Source organism: Candidatus Contendobacter odensis Run_B_J11, from assembly GCF_000531125.1.
GTDB lineage: Bacteria > Pseudomonadota > Gammaproteobacteria > Competibacterales > Competibacteraceae > Contendibacter > Contendibacter odensensis.
Genome location: NZ_CBTK010000223.1, coordinates 33,665 through 51,504 on the forward strand (window position 1 = coordinate 33,665; position 17,840 = coordinate 51,504).

Sequence of the window (17,840 nt, forward strand, 5' to 3'; positions counted from 1 at the left end):
CTATATGCCCCTATTAAACATCGATAATATCTCTATCGCCTTTGGCGCCGAAAAGCTGCTGGACGGCGCCAGCTTCCAACTCGATCCTGGCGAACGGGTCTGCCTGATTGGCCGCAACGGCACCGGTAAAACCACTCTGCTGCGACTGCTGACCGGCGAATCGCTGCCCGACGGCGGCGAAATCTGGCGTCAACCCAGTTTGCGCGTCGCCACGCTGGCGCAGGAACTGCCGGCGGATACTACCGCCACCGTGTTTGAGGTGGTGGCGGGCGGACTGGAAGGGCTGGGGGCGTTGCTGGCCGAATATCACGAAGCGGCGGCGCAACTCGCGCAGGATCACGCGGCTGAAAAAATGCAGCACATCGAGCGCCTGCAACACGAACTGGAAGCGCGCGACGGCTGGCGCTGGCAGCAGCGGGTCGAAACCGTGCTGAGCCGCCTGCAACTGCCGGCGGATACCCCGCTGGCGGAGCTGTCCGGTGGCTGGCGACGGCGAGTGTTGCTGGGGCGGGCGCTGGTGTGCGAACCGGATGTGCTGCTGCTGGACGAACCGACCAACCATCTCGATCTGGAAACCATCCAGTGGCTGGAAGAAGAGTTGCTGGCCTTTCGCGGCGGGCTGCTGTTCGTCACCCACGACCGCGCCCTGCTCAAACGGCTGGCCACCCGGTTGCTGGAACTGGATCGCGGCCTGTTGACCTCGTGGCCGGGTGATTACGCGAACTTTCTGGAGAAAAAAGCGGCTTGGCTGGAAACTGAAGCCCGCCACAACGCCAAATTTGACAAGCGGCTGGCGCAGGAAGAGGTCTGGATTCGTCAGGGCATCCGGGCGCGGCGCACCCGCAACGAAGGTCGGGTGCGGGCGCTGCTGGCTTTGCGCGAAGAACGCCGCGAGCGCCGCGAACGGGTGGGCAAGGCCAGTTTTGAACTGGAGCAGGCCGAAACTTCCGGCAAACTGGCGATTGAGGCGAAAAAGGTTAGTTACGCCTGGCGCGATGAACCGCTGATCCGCGATTTTTCGGTGCGGATCCAGCGCGGAGATCGCATCGGCCTGATCGGCCCCAATGGCTGCGGAAAAAGCACCCTGCTTGGCCTGTTGTTGGGGCGCTTGACGCCGAACGCCGGCCAAGTGCAAACAGGGACGAAGCTGGAAATCGCCTATTTCGATCAGTTACGCGAACAACTGGACCCCGAACAGACCGTGCTGGACAGCGTTGCCGGCGGGCGGGAAACCATCGAGATCAACGGCCAGCGCCGCCACATCATCAGCTATCTCAGCGATTTCCTGTTCACTCCGCAGCGAGTGCGTTCGCCGATCAAGTCGCTGTCCGGCGGCGAACGCAACCGATTGATGCTGGCGCGGCTGTTCAGTCAGCCGGCCAATCTGCTGGTGCTGGACGAACCGACCAACGACCTGGATCTGGAGACGCTGGAGTTACTGGAAGAACTGCTGCTGGAATTTACCGGCACCCTGCTGCTGGTCAGCCACGACCGGGCCTTTCTGGATAACGTAGTGACCAGTTGCCTGGTGTTCGAGGGTGGCGGGCGCATCCGCGAGTATGTCGGCGGTTATAGCGACTGGTTGCGTCAGCGGCCCGCGCCGGAAGCGGCTGTCGCTGCCGCTAAACCCAAAGTGGAACCCAAACCGGCTGTTCCTCCGCTAAAATTGGCCCCGGCGGGCAAGCTCAGCTTTAACGAGCGGCGGGAACTGGAACGGTTGCCGGCCCGCATCGAGCAATTGGAACAGCGGCAGCAGGATTTACATGCGTTGACCGCCGCCCCGGCGTTCTACAAACAGGAACCGGCGGTTGTCGCTCGGCAATTGGAGGAATTGCGGGCGCTGGAAGCGGAATTGGAAACCGCCTACGGGCGCTGGGAGGAACTGGAAGGGCGGGGATAGGTGGAATAGATGCAAGTGCGAATGCACATCTTCCAAATCCGGTAAAAATATGGTTCTTCGAGGGTTCTTGTGGAAACCGGGTCTTAGTGTCTCATCAATAAGACTTTCGGCGGATTTCTCATCAATAATAGATTGATTTTAATCACTATTAACCCCATCACGAGCCGGCGCAGCGGGTCATCATCCGTCTTGAGAGACCTTCTCCACAAGAACCCTCGAAGAACCACAATAAACGAGCCTTAACCGGGCTTTTTTTCGGTTTACTGGGAGTGTTAGCGCCAGTAGCCGCTGGGGCGCAGGCCGCCGCAGGCCCGAATCTGGGCAACACCGCCTGGGTGCTTACCTCTACGGCGCTGGTGCTGTTTATGACCCTGCCGGGGTTGTCGCTGTTTTACGGCGGGCTGGTGCGATCCAGAAACGTGCTTTCCATTCTGATGCAGTGTTTCGCTATTACCTGCCTGGTGTCGCTGCTGTGGTTCGCTTATGCCTACAGCCTTGCGTTCGGGGTGGGCAATGACTGGATCGGGGGACTGGATAAGATGTTTATGGCCGGAGTGGAAGAAGATTCCTTGACCGGCGACATCCCGGAAACGGTGTTTGCCATGTTCCAGATGACCTTCGCCATCATCACTCCGGCGTTGGTGGTGGGCGCGTTCGCGGAACGGATGAAATTCTCCGCCATGCTGCTGTTCAGCGCGCTGTGGCTAACGCTGGTGTATGCACCGGTGACTCATTGGGTGTGGGGCGGGGGCTGGCTGGGCCAGATGGGAGTGCTGGACTTCGCCGGCGGAATTGTGGTGCATATCACCGCCGGGGTGGCCGCGCTGGTTTCGGCTCTGGTGCTGGGTCGGCGCCACGGCTTTCCAACCACGGCGATGCCGCCCCATAACATGACCATGGTGGTGACCGGGGCCGGCATGTTGTGGGTGGGCTGGTTCGGCTTCAACGCCGGTAGCGCACTGGCGGCCAACGGTAACGCCGGGATGGCGATGCTGGCGACGCACTTGTCCGCCGCCGCCGGCGCGCTGGCGTGGATGACCGCAGAATGGCTGAAGTACCGCAAACCGAGTGTCCTCGGCATCGTCACCGGGATGGTGGCCGGCTTGGGCACTATTACTCCGGCTTCGGGCTATGTGGGGCCAGCCGGCGCGGTGGTGATCGGCACGGTGGCGGGATTGGTCTGCTTTAGCGCCACCCAGTTCGTCAAGCGGGTGCTGAAGGTGGATGATTCGCTGGACGTATTTCCGGTGCATGGGGTGGGCGGAATGCTCGGAACCCTGGCAGTGGGCGTGTTTGCCTCCACCGAACTGGGCCTGTTCAAAGGCCAGGGTTTTGCCCAGGGGATCACCAGCATGGGGCAGCAGCTTGGCGTGCAGTTGGTGGGCGTGGTCACGACCGTTGCTTACACGGCAGTAGTGACCTTCATCGTACTCAAGCTGGTGGATCGGCTGATCGGTCTACGGGTGGGCCGGGAAGACGAGATCGGCGGCCTGGACATCGCGTTGCACGAGGAACGGGGCTACGACCTGTAGTGGATAGAATCCGCCCTCTCCCGTTGGGAGAGGGAATAAAGGCTTGGTTTTTCAAGCTGCTACGCATCGTTCCAGAATCGTTCGGCTGGTCACCAGAGTAACATCCTGATGCTCGCCTAATGCGGTCAAGCCGTGCCGTTCCAGTTGTTGCAGGACGACGGCGACAGCTTCCGGCCCGATGCCATAACCGCGCAAGTAGGTTTTTACTCCCATGTACTCGAAAAACTCGCGGGTTTTGGCGATAGCTGCGTCAATCCGCTCGTCCTCGCCGCCGCTGGTCAGGTTCCAAACCCGGGCCGCATATTGCAGCAACTTCGCCCGCTTCTGGTTGCGCTGCACCGCCATCGTATTCGGCAACACTATCGCCAGCGTCTGCGCGTGATCCAGCCCGTAGCGGGCGGTGATCTCATGGCCGATCATATGGGTCGCCCAATCGCTGGGCACTCCCGCGCCGATCAACCCGTTCAACGCCAGGGTCGCGCACCACATTACATTGGCCCGCACCTCATAATTATCCGGCGTCGCCAGCGCCTTGGGGCCTTCCTCGATCAGCGTCAGCAACAAGCCCTCGGCAAAGCGATCCTGCACCGGCGCATTGACTGGATAGGTCAGGTATTGCTCCATGATGTGAGTGAAGGCGTCTACCACGCCATTCCCGATCTGGCGCGGCGGCAGGGTCAGAGTGGTGCTGGGATCCAGCACCGAGAAGCGCGGAAACACCAGTGGATGACCGAACGCCAGCTTATCCTGGCTGGCGCGGCGGGTGACGACGGCGAAGCTGTTCATTTCCGAACCAGTGGCAGGCAGGGTCAGCACGGTCCCGAACGGCAGCGCCCGCACGATAGGCGCATGTTGGGCGAGAATATCCCACGGTTCACCCTCGAACAACGCCGCAACGGCGATGAATTTGGTGCCGTCAATGACCGAGCCGCCGCCGACCGCCAGCAGAAAATCAATCCGTTGTTCTTTCACCACTCGCACCGCTTCCATCAGCGTTTCGTAAGTGGGATTCGGTTCGATGCCGGCGAACTCAAATACCGTATATCCAGCCAGTGCCGCCATGACCTCCGCGTAAACGCCGTTTTGCTTGATGCTGCCGCCGCCGTAAGTGATCAGCACTCGCTGATTCAGAGGGATTTCCTGGGTGATGCTGGCGATCTGGCCTTTGCCAAACAGGATTTTGGTGGGGTTGTAAAAGGTAAAATTTTGCATGGGTGTGAACTCCAGTGATGAAGGGTTAATCAGCGACGTGAAGCACAATCTTGCCACGGGCATGGCCGCCCTGGCTGATGACCTGAGCCTGCCGGGCATCGCTCAACGGCAACACGGTATGAATGATCGGTTTCATCCGGCCCGCGTCGATTAACCGGGCGATAGCGGTCAGTTGCTGGCCGCTGGGCTGGACGAAGACAAAGGCGCTACGCACGCCATGCTTAGCCGCAGTTTCCTCCGGTGGCGGGTTGATGACTGAAACCAGAATGCCGCCCGGCTTCAAGACCTGCCAGGACCGGTCTTGGGTATCGCCGCCCACCGTGTCGAACACCACATCCACCTCCTTAACGATCTCCTCGAACCGGGTTCTGGTGTAATCCACAAACTGATCGACGCCCAGTTCCGCCACAATGCCGACATTGACCGCTGAGGCCGTCGCGATCACCTGTGCGCCTTTGGCCTTGGCCAGTTGCACCGCGAAACTGCCCACTCCGCCCGCAGCGGCGTGAATCAGCACCCGCTGGCCGACTTGTAACTGGGCGGCATCCACCAAGGCTTGCCAGGCCGTCAGCGCCGCCAACGGCACGGCGGCGGCATGATCGTGATCCAGCTTGGCCGGCTTGTGGGCGGCCTCGCTGGCTTTAACCGCGATGTATTCGGCGTAACTGCCATCGCGTTCGATGTCGGGCCGCGCGTACACCGCGTCGCCGATCTTGAACCCGGTCGCTTCGGGACCCATTTTGACCACTTCGCCGGATACGTCCCAGCCGAGAATCAGCGGCAACTGATGGTTCAGAAAACCTTGCAAATGGCCTTCGCGAATCTTCCAGTCCACCGGATTGACCGCCGCCGCCCGCACCCGGATCAGCAGATCGTCGGGATTCAGCGCCGGACGGGGGATGGTTTCATAGTGCAGCAATTCGGGGCCGCCATAAGCGTGAATGCGAACGGCTTTCATGGTCGTCATGAGCAGAGTTTCTCCAGAGATAAAAATTCAGTGAAGCGTATCGTGCGCTTAGAGCAGGCGACGCGGGCGCGGTTCAGGATCAGGCGCGGTAGGATAGGCTTTCGCGACCTGTCCCCTGATGATGACCGCCCGGAGAATCCGCCATGCCTACGTCCACCACCCGAATTGTTTTGCCCTCAGCCGCGCCCGGCACTGAGCGAACACTGCGGGTTCATCGTTACGGCGCGCCCGGCGCACGCCCTAAAGCGTATGTTCAAGCCGCCCTTCATGCCGATGAAATTCCAGGGTTGCTGGTCGCGCAACATCTGCTGCGCGGGCTGGAACAGGCCCAGGCGGAAGGCCGGATTCGGGGCGAGGTGGTGGTGGTCCCGGTCGCGAATCCGGTGGGTTTAAGCCAACATCTCAATGGGCGGTTGCTGGGACGCTTCGACTGCGAGGGCACGGGTAATTTCAATCGCGGCTTTCCCGATCTGACGACAGCGACGCAGGAGCGGTTGCAGGGCCGAATGAGCGCCGATCCGGCGGTGAACGTGGCGCTCATTCGGCAAACGTTGCGATCCGTATTGGCGGAGCAGCCGGCGGCGCGGGAGACGGAAGCCCTTAAACGAGCGTTGCTGAGCCAGGCTATTGATGCAGACTTTGTATTCGACCTGCATTGCGACGGCGAAGCGCTGCTCCATCTGTACGCTTCGCAGTGGCAGCGGGAGGAGGCCGTTGCACTGGGCGCGGAACTGGGCGCGGCGGCAGTGCTGCTGGAGCAGGAAGCAGGTGGCAATCCCTTCGATGAAGCCTGCGCCGGCCCTTGGTGGAAACTGCGAGAGGCGCTGGCAACGGAAGGACCGGCGCCGCTGGCCTGTTTCGCGACCACGGTGGAACTGCGCGGTCAGGCTGATGTGACGGATGAGGACGCGGCGACCGATGCGGCGGCGCTGCTGCGCTTTTTACAGCGGCGCGGCGTGATCAACGGCGAACCGGGGCCGTTGCCGGAGTTGCGCTGCGAACCGACCCCGCTCAACGGGGTGGATGTGCTGACCGCGCCCGCCGCCGGCGTGCTGGTCTACCGCAAGCGATTGGGCGACGCGGTGGCCGCCGGCGAAGTGGTGGCGGAATTGGTCGATCCGCTCGGCGAACCGCTGGGCATGGCCCGGACGCCGATCCGCAGCAACACCCAGGGTCTGCTGTTGGCCCGCATGACCGAGCGGCTGGCCCGACCGGGGCAAAAATTCTGCAAGGTGGCCGGGCGGGAACCGCTGAACTATCGCCAGGCGGGCCAGTTGCTGGAAGATTGAGTTCGGAGGCATCAACCGGCCTACTTCATGCCCGCCCGGACCTCCATGATGACCTGATCGAAGGCGTCAACCCGGATCAGGCCGATGCGCGGGTATTCAAGATCGAGGATGACATAGATCGCAAACGCCATGATGAGCGCGAACCCGCCCATGTGGATCCAGTTGCGCGACTTGCCGCCGGCCATGCCATAACCGGCCAGCAGTGAACTGGCCAGCGCCAGCACGAAGAGCATGGCGAAAATGATCTTCGGCGGATGCATCTGGGTCGCCATGGTTCGCGTCGTGGTGATGTCAAACATCTGGTTCAGCGCAGGCAGCAGCAGCATCGTGGCGGCGGGTTGCGCCCCCTCCAGTCGGCCAGCGGCAATCGCCTGGTTCCAGATTTCATTCTGTAATTGCGCGGCCTTGGCGAGTTCTACCTTGGCGGCTTCAACATCCGGCAGTTTCCGATACGCTTCCAGCCGCGCATCCACATAACGGCGAACACTCTCCCGCAACTCCGGTTGCGCGCTGGCGGGCAGCAGGTTGATCCGCAGATAGGCGGTGCCGATATCGTTAGCTTCCTCGACGATCAAATTCCGCCGCGTGTCGAAGCGCGAAGCGGCGCCCGAAAAGGTGAAAGCAATCAGCAGGCCCAGCAGGGCAAAAACGGCCCCATCCACCGCGCCGGTTCCCGCCGTCGCGCCATCGGGATCTTGCGCCCGCCGCCGAATGCCGATACGCCGGCCAAGGTCCAGAAGCAACAACATACCGAGAAACAAACCAAGAGTGATTAAGAAAGCAAAGATTGCGTAGTCCATAAAGATTTCCTGCTGGGTTGGTCAAGGGTTGAGGTATGACGATCCTTACAGATTCTTAATAAACACCTTGGAACGGCGCTGCCAGTTGTACAGAGCCTGCTTTTGCACCGGCAGGTCGGCGACCTCGGCCGGTTCAAAGCCGCGCTCGCGAAACCAGTGCGCAGTGCGGGTCGTCAGCACAAACAGCCGCTGTAGATGCTGTTCCCCGGCCTGGCGTTCGATAAAGCGCAGCAGGGTGTCAGCGCGGCCACTATTGCGATAGGCGGGATGCACCGCGACGCAGGCCAACTCACCCAGTCGTTCTTCAGCAAAGGGGTAAAGCGCGGCGCAGCCGATAATCGCGCCATCACGTTCGAGCAGGCTGAACCGTTCGATTTCCATCTCCAGCCGTTCCCGCGAGCGCCATACCAAAGTGCCATCGCTTTCCAGCGGTCGGATCAGCTCCAGAATGCCGCCGACATCATCAATGGTTGCCGACCGCACCCCTTCGTAAATATCGGCGGTGATCAGAGTTCCTACACCATCGCGGGTGAACAGTTCCAGCAACAGCGCGCCATCTACCCGCCGACACAGTCGGTGAACCCGGCGCACCCCGCTCTGGCAGGCGCGCAGCGCCAGACGCAGATGGTGCGCAGCTTCTTCGGACAGGGCGGGAGGTTCGGCCAGCAGCCGTTCGGCCTCGCTGGGGCTGAGTTCGCGGATCGGTCGGTCGGTCGTCGGGTCACGCAATTCCGGGCCTTCACTCAGGACCAGCAGTTTGTCAGCGCCCAAAGCTATGGCGGTGGCGGTGGCGACATCCTCGGCGCTGAGATTAAAAATTTCTCCGGTCGGCGAATAGCCCAGCGGCGACAGCAGCACGATGGCGTCCTGTTCCAGCCATAGACGGATGGCCTGGGCATCCACCTTGCGCACTTCGCCGGTAAAGCCGTAATCCACCCCGTCGCGCACCCCCAGCGGGCGGGCGGTCACCACATTGCCGGACACCACCCGGAGGCGGGCGCCGTGCATCGGCGAGTTGGCGACGCCCATCGACAGCCGCGCCTCAATGCGGATGCGCACCCGACCCACCGCCTGCTTGACATAGCGCAGGTCGGTGGCGTCGGTCAGCCGCAGACCGTTGACGTAGCGCAGTTGGCGGCCAGCCTGGTGCAGACACTCCTCGACTTGGGGCCGGGCGCCGTGGACCAGCGCCAGCCGGATGCCGAGGCTGTGCAACAGGGCGAAATCGTGAATTAGACTGGAAAAGTGATCGGCTTCAACCGCTGCGCCGCCGAACAACACCACGAAGGTTTTGCCGCGATGGGCGTTGATGTAGGGGCCGGCTTGGCGGAACCACTGCACAAAATGATCGGAATCCACAAAGGTTGTTCCATTGATGATGATAGGTCATCGCATTATATTCACCCGCTATTTGGGCAGCTCTAGGGAAAAGGCGGCATCATGAAAGTATTCAACGGGAGGAAACCATGAGCAACGAACGGGCGTGTTTCAAAGCGTATGACATTCGCGGGCGAATTCCCGACGAGCTGAACGATGATCTGGCCTATCGCATCGGGCGGGCGTATGCCGTTTTTCTGCGACCCCGCAAGGTCGCGGTCGGCCATGATGTGCGGTTGAGCAGTCCAGCGCTCAGCGCGGCGCTGGCGAACGGCTTGCGGGATGCCGGCGTCGAGGTGATGGACATCGGCCAGTGCGGCACCGAGGAAATTTACTTTGCCGTTTTTCACCATCAGCTTGACGGCGGAATCATGGTCACCGCCAGCCATAACCCGATGGATTACAACGGGATGAAGCTGGTGCAGGAACAGGCCAAACCGATCAGCGGCGACAGCGGCCTGTTCGCCATCCGCGATCTGTCGGCGTCTGACGAATTTACGCTGGCGATCCGCCCCAGCAACCTCATTCACCATGAGGATAAGAGCGACTACATCCGCTACCTGCTGGGCGCGATTAACATTGATGCGCTCAAGCCGCTGAAAATCGTCGTCAATGGCGGCAACGGCGGCGCCGGACCGATCATTGATGCGCTGGAGCCGCAGTTGCCGTTTCAGTTCGTCAAAATTCATCATGAGCCGGACGGTTCTTTTCCCAATGGCATTCCCAATCCCCTGTTGCCGGAATGCCGCGAGGCCACTGCGCAGGCGGTCCGCGAGCACGGCGCTGATCTGGGACTGGCCTGGGATGGCGATTTCGACCGCTGTTTCTTCTTTGACGAAACCGGACGCTTTATTGAGGGCTATTACCTGGTGGGCCTGCTGGCGGAAATCCTGCTGGCGCGGCAACCGGGCGCGAAAATCGTCCACGATCCGCGCCTGACCTGGAACACGATAGAGCAGGTCCGCGCTGCCGGTGGAGTCGCGGTGCAGAACAAGACCGGCCATGCCTTCATGAAAGAGCGGATGCGGTTGGAGGATGCGCTGTACGGCGGCGAGATGAGCGCCCATCACTATTTCCGCGATTTCGCCTACTGCGACAGCGGGATGATTCCGTGGCTGCTGGTCGCTGAACACCTTTGCCGTACCGGCCAACCGCTCTCGACGCTGGTGGATGCGCGGATGCAGGCGTTCCCATGCAGCGGCGAGATCAATTTTCGGGTGGACGATGCGCAGGCCAAGATTCGCGAGATTCTGGTCGCTTACGCTGACCAGGAGCCGGAACTGGACGAAACCGACGGCATCAGCCTTGAATTCCCCAACTGGCGCTTTAATCTGCGCTGTTCCAACACCGAACCGCTGCTGCGGCTGAATGTGGAAACTCGTGGCGACGCGGAATTGCTGGAGCGGCGCACTAAGGAATTACGAAGGTTGATCACGGGCTAGATGGCCGTTTTTAAAACTTCCCCTTGCCCATTCGCAACGGTATTGATTTCATGACTGATTCTTCTCGTCCGTCCGGCTTCGCCACTCGCGCGATTCACGCCGGCCAATCGCCCGACCCGACGACCGGCGCGGTGGTCACGCCGATCTACGCCACCTCGACCTACGTTCAGTCCAGTCCGGGCGTGCATCAGGGCTTTGAATATTCGCGCAGCCAGAATCCCACCCGCTTTGCCTACGAGCGTTGTGTGGCCGATTTGGAAGGCGGCGACGCCGGTTTCGCTTTTGCTTCGGGATTGGCGGCCACGTCCACGGCGCTGGAACTGCTGGACAGCGGCGATCATGTGGTGGCGCTGGATGATCTTTATGGCGGCAGCCGGCGGCTGTTCGAGCAGGTGCGGCGGCGCAGCGCTGGTTTGAGTTTTTCCTACAGCGATTTGCGCGACCGGGCGGCGCTGGAGCGGGTGCTGACGCCTAAAACCCGGATGATTTGGGTCGAGACGCCGAGTAACCCGCTGTTGAAGCTGGTGGATTTGGTGATGATCGCGGAAGTGGCTCGCGAACGCGGCATTCTGGCGGTGGCCGACAACACTTTCGCCACGCCGTGGGCGCAACGGCCGCTGGAATACGGTTTCGACCTCGTTATCCATTCCGCGACCAAGTATCTGAACGGCCATTCCGACATTATCGGCGGGGTGGCGGTGTGCCGGGGGCAGGAATTAGCGGAACGGTTGGGCTATTTGCAGAATGCCATCGGCGCCATCGCCAGCCCGTTTGACAGTTTTCTGGCATTGCGTGGCCTGAAAACGCTGGCACTACGGATGGAACGGCACAGCGCCAATGCGTTGGCGATTGCGACCTGGCTGGAACAGCAGCCGAGCATTGCTAAGGTGATCTATCCCGGCCTGACCAGCCATCCGCAACATGAGTTGGCGCGGCGGCAAATGCGCGGTTTTGGCGGGATGATCGGCGCGGTGGTGCGCGGCGATTTAGCGCAAGTCACCCGATTCCTGACCCGCTGCCGGGTGTTCGCCCTGGCCGAAAGCCTGGGCGGGGTGGAAAGTCTGATCGAGCATCCGGCGATTATGACCCATGCCTCGGTGCCGCCGGAGGTGCGCCGGGAGTTGGGAATTGACGACGGGCTGGTGCGATTGTCAGTTGGCATTGAGGATGTGGCGGATTTAATCGCCGATCTGGAATGGGCGCTGGGGTAGAAACCAAACTTCAGCATCGGCTTAACGCCGGTTATGAGCCATACCCGCTTTTGAGAATCATGGAACTATGGATATTCAAGCCCATTTCAACGACATCCGGGCGGTGATCGCTGCTGATCTGGATCGCGCCCGGCAGTCTATTGATGCGGCGGTGGCGTGGCTGACTGATCCAACGCTGTTCGAGGCGCTGTTGCAAGCGGCCCGGCGCGGCTGTCGGGTGCGGTTGGCGCTGCTGGATGATGCGATCAACCGGCAGTCCGGGTTGAATCTGGAGCGGTTGCGGGCGGCAGGCGGCGAGACCTTTTGGATTCCCGAAGCGGAGGAGCGCGGGGCCGGTTCGCTGCATCACAAGTTTTGTGTCATTGACGGCGACGGGGTGATCACCGGTTCCTACAACTGGACCTGCCGCGCCAGTCGGGCCGATGAAAACATCCTGCGGGTGTGGGGCGATGCGGCGCTGGCGCAAGGCTATCTCGCCGCTTTTGATCGGCTTTTGGAGAAATATGGGTTACGCCCGGCGGTTCCGCCGCTGGATACCCAACAGGTGATGCGGCGCTTGGAGGTGCTGCGGAATTTGTTGTTGCTGGAGGATTTCGACACGGTGGCGGCGCAATGGCCCCGGCTGGAAGCGGCGCGGGCGCTGGCTCCCATCGCGGAACTGCTGGATCGGTTGCGCGCCGAGGATTGGGCGGCGGCGCTGGATCGGATTCAGGCGGTGTTGGCGCGAGGGCTGGCGGTCGTGGCTTGGCAAGACCCGGCATTGGCGGCATTGCGGCTGGAATTGCTGACGCTGGAAGCGCAGATCGTGGCGTTGAGCAGCGAACAGGCGGAATTGGAGCGGCAGATTGAGGAGTTCGCCCATCAGCAGCATCTCGCGGTCGGTGAGGCGATGGCGGAATGTCTGCACTTGCGGCGGGAGTATTGGCGGCGGCGGGCTGAACGCAGTCACGCCGAGGCCGATCAGACCGCGCAGGCCGAAGCCGAGGCGGATCAGGCGGAGTTTCAGCGCGACCGGGAGGCGTTTGACCGTGCGCCCCGGCCCGCGTCGCTGGATGCCGACCAGCAGCAGGAGTTGAAGCGGCTATATCGGGAAGCGGTGATGCGCTGTCATCCCGACCGGGTGACGGAGGCTGATCAGGCGGCGGCGCAGACGATTTTCGTGCAGGTGCAGCGGGCCTATCAGCAGAACGATCTGGACACTCTGAACCGTTTGCATCGGCATCTGACCGATGGTCAGCCGTTCGCTGATCCAGCGCAGGTGTGGACTGAACAGGAGCAGTTACGCGGGCGGATGAGCCGGTTGCGGTTGGAGGTTGAGCGGTGGCTGGCGGAGATTCGCGCCTTGCGGGCCAGCGAGACCTATCAGACCTTGGCGGCGCAGCCGGATTGGGCGGCGTATTTCGCCCGGGTTCGCCAGCGGTTGGAAGAGGAATGCGCGGAGTTGCGCCAGAAAATTGCGGAGAACGGCAATGCCTAAAACGCATGATGGTGCGTTGGTTCCGGGTTCATCATATCTGCCCGCAGTGATTGAACAGCGCACCCGGATTGTTAATCGGGTAATGGGGGAATTGACGAGTCGGGATACCGAGGCGTTTTTTCGGCGGCATCCTGATTTTTTTCGGTTGGTGGTGTCGCGGTATTACCCGCTGAGTGAGGAGTTGATTGGGCGGTATGAGGATTGTTGGGATTGGGGGCAATTGAGCCAAAACGAGGCGCTGCCTTGGAGTGAGGCTTTTATCGGACGATTTGCCGAATTATGGAATTGGGGTTCTTCTTATTACGACACAGGGTTAAGTGGGAATCTGGTATTGCCTTGGAGTGAAGCACTCATTGAACGCTTCGCCGAACGCTGGATGTGGGGATGGGGAGGGTTGAGCGAAAACAAAGCGCTGCCATGGAGTGAACCACTGATTGATTGCTTTGCTAATCGATGGGACTGGATGTATTTGAGCGGGAACGAAGCGCTACCTTGGAGTGAGGCACTCATTGATCGTTTCGTCGATCTCTGGGTGTGGGGATGGTTGGCGGGGAACGAAGCACTACCTTGGAACGTGGCGCTTATCGACCGCTGTGCTGAATACTTAGATGACTTGAACTGGGGGTCACTGAGTGTGAACCGTGTACTACCTTGGAGTGAAGTACTTCTTGAACGCTATGCTGAACGGTGGTTGTGGGGTTCAGAACCTGGGTTAAGCGAAAATGAGGGGCTACCTTGGAGTGAGATACTCCTTGAACGCTACGCCGAACAATGGGACTGGGGTTATGGATTAAGCTACAACAGGGCACTACCTTGGAGTGAGACGCTTCTTGACCGCTACGTCGAGCGTTGGGCGTGGGGGTGCTTGAGTGGAAATGAAGCACTGCCTTGGAGCGAGTCCTTCTTCGAACGCTATATTGAATATTGGGAGTGGGGAGGAAACGGGTGTTTGAGTGGAAATGAAGCACTGCCTTGGAGCGAAGCGTTGATCGAGCGATACGCTGATCGGTGGAAGTGGGGAGGGTGGCGTGGGTTAAGCGACAATATGGGGCTGCCTTGGAATGGACATTTGATTACTTGCTACGCTGATTTCTGGGACTGGTCATGTTTGAGCCATAATAAGGGATTGCCTTGGTCACACGCACTTTATGATCGTTTTTCTGAGCGTTGGGAAATCAAAGGTATCGCTGGACACTATGATGGCAATGTTCGATCTCTGACGCCAGAACAGATTGAGCGGTTGATGAGAATCTGCTTTCTGGAAAGTAAATTTAGTTAAGAAACCATAGATTGATAGGAGTGGAAAATGAAGAAAGATGAACAGAAGACTCCAGAAGCAATAGAGAGTGAGAGCTTTTTTAGAAAGATGATGCTTGATAATTTAAAAAGCACATCCACCATTGATGGCTACGAGCTTCAGTTATTTGATTGGTATATACGAGAGACAGAGCAACTTATAGCTGGAATGCTTTCTGCTGAAAAGACGTATATTCAAGAGCAAATTGATGCTGGGGCTGAAGATATAAATGATAGCGGAATAGTGGCAGCAGAATATCACCTCAAGAGGGTTCGCTATTCTCATGTGATTTATATGACCTCTCTACTTGAAATTTTTCTGGAGCGATCATGTGAAAAATTAACGAATATAATTGGAAAACAAAACATGCCTTTCAATGTTGGTGATTTGCAAGGTGATCCATGGTCTGTAAAGCGGAAATTCCTTGAAAGATACGGAAAGTTTGAAATACCAAAAAATATCCTCCTGTAAATTTTCCTGTGATGGCGATGATTTGCGGCTTGGGCTAGAACATCGGCTTCATCTAACTCTTTGATCTTGCTGAGAGGTGTGCGTTGTACTCACCCAACCCGTCGTGCGAATCACAGGAAAATTTACAGGAGGAAAAATATTTATTCTGAGATTAATTTGTTGACTTTTTTGAGAAACAACTTTGTTCACGATAATGGTTCTACAAGCGAGTTAAAAACTGACAAAAATAAAGAAAAGAAAGCTATGCTTGATAAGCAACCTTGGGTAAATTTAAGCGGCTCTGAGATTTTGATTGAAGCTGATTATATTCGCAGTGCCTTCAAAGTAATCAAGTCATTAATACAGTTCGTCGAAGCACGTCTTGGAGAGATCGCCGATAAAGCAATCCATCCAAAGATCGTCTCATGATCAGTTGCGATTATGCGAAACTTCAACTCTACACAGTTATAATTTTATGAGTATAATCAGCGAATTTCGAGGCAATATCTTTCAATCATCCTGCCAAACCTTGGTCAACACGGTTAATTGTGTTGGCGTGATGGGAAAAGGGATAGCATTGGAATTTAAGAACCGCTTCCCGGAAATGTATGATGAATACGCCCGTTATTGTGCCGATAAACGCATTCATCCCGGCGTTCTTCATCTGTGGAAGAAGTCCGAACCGTGGATTCTCAATTTTCCGACCAAAAGCAACTGGAAGCATCCGTCGAAACTTGAATACATCGAACAGGGCATGGCGAAATTTTGCGCCACTTACGCGACAAAAGGCATCACTTCAATCGCTTTTCCCGAATTAGGCACCAGTTTGGGAGGACTACAGTGGAGCGCGGTGAAAGAAGTGATGTATCGGTTTCTGGAGCCATTACCGAATCTGGACGTTGAGATTTACCACTTTGATCCAAATGCGGAAGACTCACTTTTTGATAGGCTGCATCAGCGCATTCATCGCTTTTCTGTAGAAGACTATAAAAGATACTTAGGGATAAACGCCAAACAGGCAAAATTACTCATGGATGCTTTTAGCACCAGCACGATACATACCATGCTTGAAATACAACAAATCAAAGGAGTTGGGGATAAAACTATTCAATCTCTCTATGAATTTGCCAAAGCGACTGTCGAAACACGACGCTTGGTTACTCAAGCAGAACGCCAACCAACTCTGGTATTTTAGGACGTAAACGCATGGGTTTAGCCGAATGGAGAAGATCGAAAATTCGCGAATATCCAATTACGGAATTTTTCTACTTCGCCATGATCGAGAATTTGGACAATCTTTTAAGGTACGGGATACTCCCAAAAAATGAGGTGATCAAAAGCGGTTGGGATTATGTTTCGTTTGCAGAAGAATCAGTTCAGGATCGTCGACATGTCCGTGACATTGAGCTGACTAATCATACTACAGTAACGATTCATGATTTGGTGCCTGTGTATTTAGTACCACGAACACCTACACTTTCCGCAAGAAGAGACTGCCAGGATAGAATTTTCTTCATAGTAATTAGTGCAGACATATTGACTCAGGAAAACATTGAGTTTGCCTTTTCTGATGGAAATGCCGCATCAAAAAAAACTAAGTTTTTTAATAGCTTATACAAGCTAAAACATATCCCTTGGGATGTGCTTAAAGCCGATTATTGGAATGATTTTCCAGACGGAAAGCGAAAACGTAATGCAGAGTTTTTGATTTTCCATCGGATAGAACCTAAATACTTTCAGCGCATCGTTATTTGCAATCCAAACCTTCAAGAAAATTGCAAAAAATTGGTTGAGCAGGCTGGTTTATCGCTTGATGTAGTTTTAGATGGCAGCTACTTTTTTACCTAAAGACGTAAACTTAATAACGCATTTATTCAAAATGATTTAGCCCGGCATTACACCCCGCCGCACAGAACTCTGTATTAACGCGAACGATGACTTACAACAGATCGAGCAAGCGCCCCGGTTCCTTATTAACGGCGCGACCATCCTAATCGACCGAGACCCGCTCCATGAGCAATATCAACGAGTTACTGCAAGGTTTTCAACGCTTTCAGGTCAAAAGCTTCGAGCCAAACCGGGAAGCCGGTATGCCGCACTTTAGGGCGTTTAATCGGTATCGGTATTTGATGGTCCCGAAAACCGTTGAATAGAGTACTTCTAATCCATGGGTGGCTAAGAGGATATCCGGCACAAAAGATGCTTGAGCCATAAAGTTTGGTAGGTTATGGGGCAAGGCAATCACTCGGTAGAGGACGTTATGGCCTACCAAGAAATTTCCGATGCTTTTTGGAACCCAGTGGATCCCCTGTTGGATCCCTTTAAGCGGAAAAAGTCCGGGGGCAGTCCGCCCGTGGAGTTCCGATGCATCTTGAACGGCATTTTCTCCCTGCTCAAGACGGGCTGCCAGTGGGGACATCTCCCGCCGTGCTATGGTTCCAAAAGCACGGTTCACGAGCACTTTCAGCGGTGGGTGCAGGCCGGGGTGTTTGCCGAAATTTTCCGCGTGTACGCCGAAGAATATCAAGAAGCTCATGGGATCGAATGGACCTGGCAAGCCATGGACGGGGCGTTGATGCAAGCACCGGTGCGGGGGCAAGCGGTGTGCCTAGCCGATGAGGCGCTGGGGCGCAATCCGACCGACCGGGGGCGCAGTGGTAGTAAGATGCATCTGCATGTCGATCAAAACGGGATCCCGCTGGGGGTGACCTTGGTCGGCGCCAATGTCCATGATAGTCGGTTGGTGTCCTCGACCTTGGTCGCCGCGATCCTCCCGCGGCCCGAACCGACGCCCGATCAGCCGCAACACCTGTGCCTAGACAAGGGTTATACCATTTCTCTATAGATTTAATTATAATTTTGATGCCAACTTACGATAGGGTATTG

At 57.5% G+C, this 17,840-nt stretch carries 16 protein-coding genes; 12 read left to right on the forward strand and 4 right to left on the reverse strand.

The window, feature by feature from the left end; translation table 11 throughout:
- Positions 1–4 precede the first annotated feature (4 nt).
- Together BN874_RS13035 and BN874_RS13040 are read left to right on the forward strand one after the other, a co-directional pair.
- Positions 5–1,900, forward strand: a complete 1,896-nt coding sequence (locus BN874_RS13035) for an ATP-binding cassette domain-containing protein (protein WP_034434105.1) — start codon at positions 5–7, stop codon at positions 1,898–1,900.
- 263 nt (positions 1,901–2,163) lie between these two features.
- Positions 2,164–3,432 (forward strand): ammonium transporter, encoded by a 1,269-nt coding sequence (locus tag BN874_RS13040; RefSeq protein ID WP_034434107.1) that lies wholly within the window; start codon positions 2,164–2,166, stop codon positions 3,430–3,432.
- Positions 3,433–3,483: 51 nt separating this feature from the next.
- Here BN874_RS13040 and BN874_RS13045 read toward each other — a convergent pair whose 3' ends face one another.
- The gene (locus tag BN874_RS13045) at positions 3,484–4,644 is read right to left on the reverse strand and encodes an iron-containing alcohol dehydrogenase (RefSeq protein ID WP_034434109.1); all 1,161 of its coding nucleotides are present in this window, start codon (positions 4,642–4,644) and stop codon (positions 3,484–3,486) included.
- Between the two features lie 25 nt (positions 4,645–4,669).
- Positions 4,670–5,602: an NADP-dependent oxidoreductase gene (locus BN874_RS13050; RefSeq protein WP_034434151.1), complete on the reverse strand. Its 933-nt coding sequence runs from the start codon at positions 5,600–5,602 to the stop codon at positions 4,670–4,672.
- 152 nt (positions 5,603–5,754) lie between these two features.
- Between BN874_RS13050 and BN874_RS13055 the strand changes: the two genes are divergently transcribed.
- The gene (locus tag BN874_RS13055; protein ID WP_034434110.1) at positions 5,755–6,900 is read left to right on the forward strand and encodes a succinylglutamate desuccinylase/aspartoacylase family protein; all 1,146 of its coding nucleotides are present in this window, start codon (positions 5,755–5,757) and stop codon (positions 6,898–6,900) included.
- A gap of 20 nt (positions 6,901–6,920) precedes the next feature.
- On the opposite strand, the gene BN874_RS13060 is transcribed toward BN874_RS13055, so the two are convergent.
- Positions 6,921–7,700 carry a bestrophin-like domain gene (locus BN874_RS13060; protein ID WP_034434111.1) on the reverse strand — a complete coding sequence of 260 codons (780 nt, stop codon included), beginning with the start codon at positions 7,698–7,700 and terminating at the stop codon, positions 6,921–6,923.
- Between the two features lie 45 nt (positions 7,701–7,745).
- Positions 7,746–9,059 carry an amino-acid N-acetyltransferase gene (gene argA / locus BN874_RS13065; RefSeq protein WP_034434113.1) on the reverse strand — a complete coding sequence of 438 codons (1,314 nt, stop codon included), beginning with the start codon at positions 9,057–9,059 and terminating at the stop codon, positions 7,746–7,748.
- A gap of 107 nt (positions 9,060–9,166) precedes the next feature.
- Between argA and BN874_RS13070 the strand changes: the two genes are divergently transcribed.
- The 9 genes from BN874_RS13070 (at position 9,167) to BN874_RS13110 (ending at position 17,799) form a co-directional block, all read left to right on the forward strand.
- The gene (locus BN874_RS13070; RefSeq protein ID WP_034434115.1) at positions 9,167–10,519 is read left to right on the forward strand and encodes a phosphohexomutase domain-containing protein; all 1,353 of its coding nucleotides are present in this window, start codon (positions 9,167–9,169) and stop codon (positions 10,517–10,519) included.
- Between the two features lie 50 nt (positions 10,520–10,569).
- Positions 10,570–11,730, forward strand: a complete 1,161-nt coding sequence (locus BN874_RS13075; protein ID WP_034434154.1) for a trans-sulfuration enzyme family protein — start codon at positions 10,570–10,572, stop codon at positions 11,728–11,730.
- A gap of 67 nt (positions 11,731–11,797) precedes the next feature.
- Positions 11,798–13,207 carry a phospholipase D-like domain-containing protein gene (locus tag BN874_RS13080; RefSeq protein WP_034434116.1) on the forward strand — a complete coding sequence of 470 codons (1,410 nt, stop codon included), beginning with the start codon at positions 11,798–11,800 and terminating at the stop codon, positions 13,205–13,207.
- A complete protein-coding gene (locus BN874_RS13085) occupies positions 13,200–14,486 on the forward strand; it encodes a hypothetical protein (protein WP_034434118.1) in 1,287 nt (428 codons plus the stop codon). The genes BN874_RS13080 and BN874_RS13085 overlap by 8 nt, the downstream gene beginning before the upstream one ends.
- Positions 14,487–14,513: 27 nt before the next feature.
- On the forward strand, positions 14,514–14,975 hold the full coding sequence (locus BN874_RS13090; protein WP_034434121.1) for a hypothetical protein: 462 nt from the start codon (positions 14,514–14,516) through the stop codon (positions 14,973–14,975).
- A 156-nt stretch (positions 14,976–15,131) separates the two neighbouring features.
- Entirely contained in the window at positions 15,132–15,383 is a 252-nt protein-coding gene (locus tag BN874_RS13095) for a hypothetical protein (RefSeq protein ID WP_034434124.1), read from the forward strand.
- Between the two features lie 46 nt (positions 15,384–15,429).
- Positions 15,430–16,149: a macro domain-containing protein gene (locus BN874_RS13100; protein ID WP_051497818.1), complete on the forward strand. Its 720-nt coding sequence runs from the start codon at positions 15,430–15,432 to the stop codon at positions 16,147–16,149.
- A gap of 11 nt (positions 16,150–16,160) precedes the next feature.
- Complete coding sequence (locus BN874_RS13105; protein ID WP_081756380.1) at positions 16,161–16,802, forward strand: DUF4433 domain-containing protein; 642 nt, start codon at positions 16,161–16,163, stop codon at positions 16,800–16,802.
- Positions 16,803–17,214: 412 nt separating this feature from the next.
- On the forward strand, positions 17,215–17,799 hold the full coding sequence (locus tag BN874_RS13110) for an IS5 family transposase (RefSeq protein WP_051497819.1): 585 nt from the start codon (positions 17,215–17,217) through the stop codon (positions 17,797–17,799).
- Positions 17,800–17,840 lie beyond the last annotated feature (41 nt).